The 2,983-nt window shown below is 72.2% G+C and carries 3 protein-coding genes; all 3 read left to right on the top strand.

Annotation, left to right across the window (positions count from 1 at the left end; all coding sequences use genetic code 11):
* Window positions 1-528, top strand: a 528-nt coding sequence (locus FE256_RS17680) for a cell division protein PerM (protein ID WP_252371084.1), incomplete at its 5' end; no start/stop codon positions are given.
* A gap of 85 nt (window positions 529-613) precedes the next feature.
* Window positions 614-1,213, top strand: a complete 600-nt coding sequence (gene purN, locus FE256_RS17675) for a phosphoribosylglycinamide formyltransferase (protein ID WP_138178262.1) — start codon at window positions 614-616, stop codon at window positions 1,211-1,213.
* A gap of 62 nt (window positions 1,214-1,275) precedes the next feature.
* Window positions 1,276-2,886 carry a bifunctional phosphoribosylaminoimidazolecarboxamide formyltransferase/IMP cyclohydrolase gene (gene purH, locus FE256_RS17670; RefSeq protein WP_138178261.1) on the top strand — a complete coding sequence of 537 codons (1,611 nt, stop codon included), beginning with the start codon at window positions 1,276-1,278 and terminating at the stop codon, window positions 2,884-2,886.
* Window positions 2,887-2,983 lie beyond the last annotated feature (97 nt).

The following is a 2,983-nucleotide window of genomic DNA, read 5'->3' as shown; positions in this document are numbered from 1 at the left end:
GTCCTGAGAGGCCGGATGCCGTCGGCCACCGGCCCCGAGCCGATCGGACCGCGCCTCACCCTCGCGGTCGTCGTCGCCGCGCTCACGGGCGGGGTCGGGGCGCTGGTCGCGCTCGTCTCGTCGGGCGCGATGGGGCCGGCGCGTCTCGCCGACACGGGACCGCAGCCGGGTCCCCTCGCCCTGGCGCTCGGCCTCGAGGTGCTCGTCGGCCTGGCGATCCTGCTGCTGAGCCCGCGCGTCGGTGGCCGGACGGCGCCCGTCTCCGAGGCGCGCGAGCACGTCCCGGCGTTCTCGTTCCCGACGCGCGAGCACGTGCCCTTCGATCGCGCCGAGCACGCGACCGGACCGACCCCCACGGCCCCCGGCCCGGGCGTCGGGATCGCGACCGACGTGTGGCCGAGTGCCTACCGGGATCCGGATGCCGCGGAGGCGGGGCCCGCGCCGGACGCCACCGGCACGGCGAGCGATGACGACGTCCGCGCGCGCATCCGGGCCGCGTGGGGCGACGCCGCGCCGGATCAGCGCTGACCTGTCGGCGCGCCGTCGGCGACGCAGTCACGTCCGGAGACGGGCCGATCCGCGCGCTCGAACGCACCTGCGTAGACTGGCCTCCGTGCTCGCGGTCGCCGTCCTCATCTCCGGCACCGGCTCCAATCTCCGCGCCCTGCTCGAGGCGGCCGCCGCCCCCGACTTTCCGGCGCGCGTGGTCGCGGTCGGTGCCGATCGCGAGGCCGACGGCTTCGCGCACGCCGAGCACTTCGGCATCCCGACCTTCCTCGTCCCGTTCGATGCCTTCGCGTCGCGCGCCGAGTGGGGAGCGGAACTGGGGGCGCAGTTGCGCGTGTGGCAGCCCGACCTCGTCGTGCTGAGCGGAATGATGCGCCTGCTCCCCGCCGACCTCGTCGCCGAGTGGGAGCCCCGCATCATCAACACCCACCCGGCGTACCTGCCCGAGTTCCCCGGCGCGCACGGGGTGCGCGACGCCCTGCGGTCCGGTGTCTCGCAGACCGGGGCGAGCGTCATCGTCGTGGACTCCGGCGTCGACACCGGTCCGATCCTCGCGCAGGAACGCATCCCCGTGCTCCCCGACGACGACGAGGCGGCACTGCACGAGCGCATCAAGCCCGTCGAACGGCGCCTGCTCATCGACGTGGTCCGTCGCATCGCCGAGGGCGACCTCGACCTCGCCGTCGCGGCATCCCGAATCCCCTGATCCCGCGGGCGTCCGCACGCCCGCGTCCTTGAACCCCGACACGAGACACAGGAGCCGCAGCCATGGCCGGACCCCGCCACGACCCCGCCGACTACCGTCCCCGTGACGTCGTCCCGATCCGCCGAGCGCTGGTGTCGGTCAGCGACAAGAACGGCCTGCTGCAGCTCGCCGAGGCCCTCGCCGGTGCGGGCGTCGAGATCGTCTCGACCGGCTCGACCGCGGCGACGATCCGTGACGCCGGCCACGACGTCACCGACGTCTCGACCGTGACCGGGTTCCCCGAATCGCTCGACGGGCGCGTGAAGACGCTCCACCCGAGCGTCCACGCGGGTCTCCTCGCCGATCTGCGTCTGGCCAGTCACGAAGCGCAGCTCGATGAGCTCGGCATCCTCCCCTTCGAGCTCGTGGTGGTGAACCTCTACCCGTTCGTGGAGACCGTGGCATCCGGGGCCGAGGGCGACGACGTCGTGGAGCAGATCGATATCGGCGGCCCCGCGATGGTCCGCGCGTCGGCGAAGAACCACGCGAACGTCGCCATCGTCGTCTCGCCCGAGTCCTACCCCGCGATCATCGACGCGGTGCAGCGCGACGGCGGCACCTCGCTCGTGCAGCGGCGCGAACTCGCCGCCCGCGCCTTCGCGCACACCGCGGCGTACGACACCGCAGTGTCGACGTGGTTCGCCGAGGGCACGCTCGGTGACGACATCGACCTGCCCGCGCACCTCACCATCCAGGCCGAGCGCCTGTCGACGCTGCGGTACGGCGAGAACTCGCACCAGCGCGCCGCGATCTATACCCGCGTCGGCGGTCACGGGATCGCGCAGGCGACGCAGCTGCAGGGCAAGGAGATGTCGTACAACAACTACGTCGACGCCGATGCCGCCCTGCGCGCGGCGTTCGACATGGTCAAGCCCGCCGTCGCGATCATCAAGCACGCCAACCCGTGCGGCATCGCCGTCGCCGCACCGAACGCCCTCGACCCGATCGCCTCGGCCCACCTGCGCGCGCACGAGTGCGACCCGGTGTCGGCGTTCGGCGGCGTGATCGCGGCGAACCGCACCGTGACGCTGAAGATGGCCGAGAACCTCCGCGATATCTTCACCGAGGTCATCATCGCGCCCGACTTCGAGCCCGAAGCGCTCGAAGTGTTCAAGCTCAAGAAGAACCTGCGCGTGCTGCAGCTGCCCGCCGACTGGCGGCAGGAGCCGATGGACGTGCGCCTGGTGTCGGGCGGGCTGCTGCTGCAGGATGCCGACCGGTTCCCCGACGACATCGAGTCGGTCGCGAAGAACTGGGAGCTCGTCTCGGGCGAGCGGCCCGCCGACGAGGACATGACGAACCTGATCTTCGCGTGGAAGGCCTGCCGCGCGGTGAAGTCGAACGCGATCGTCCTGGCGAAGGGCTCGGCGACGGTCGGTATCGGCATGGGCCAGGTGAACCGCGTCGACTCGTGTCGCCTGGCGGTCGAGCGCGCGGGCGACCGTGCCGCCGGCTCCATCGCGGCATCCGATGCTTTCTTCCCGTTCGCCGACGGGCCGCAGGTGCTCATCGACGCCGGCATCTCGGCGATCATCCAGCCCGGCGGGTCGGTGCGCGACGGCGAGGTCGTCGACGCCGCCCGCGCCGCCGGCGTGACAATGTTCTTCACCGGCGAGCGGCACTTCTTCCACTGAGCGCCCGCCGCCGCTACCGCCGTGCGTAGCTGCCGCCCGCTGTCGATAAACGCCCTGTCGAGCGAGACACACCCTGTTGCGTGGTGTCTCACTCGGC

The organism is Microbacterium sp. 5K110, from assembly GCF_005774735.1.
Classification (GTDB): domain Bacteria; phylum Actinomycetota; class Actinomycetes; order Actinomycetales; family Microbacteriaceae; genus Microbacterium.
This window is presented reverse-complemented; position numbering and strand designations above follow the sequence as displayed.

Excerpts from the sequence above, each read along its gene's own strand:
- purH (WP_138178261.1), top strand. The coding sequence starts at position 1,276 with ATGGCCGGACCCCGCCACGACCCCGCCGACTACCGTCCCCGTGACGTC.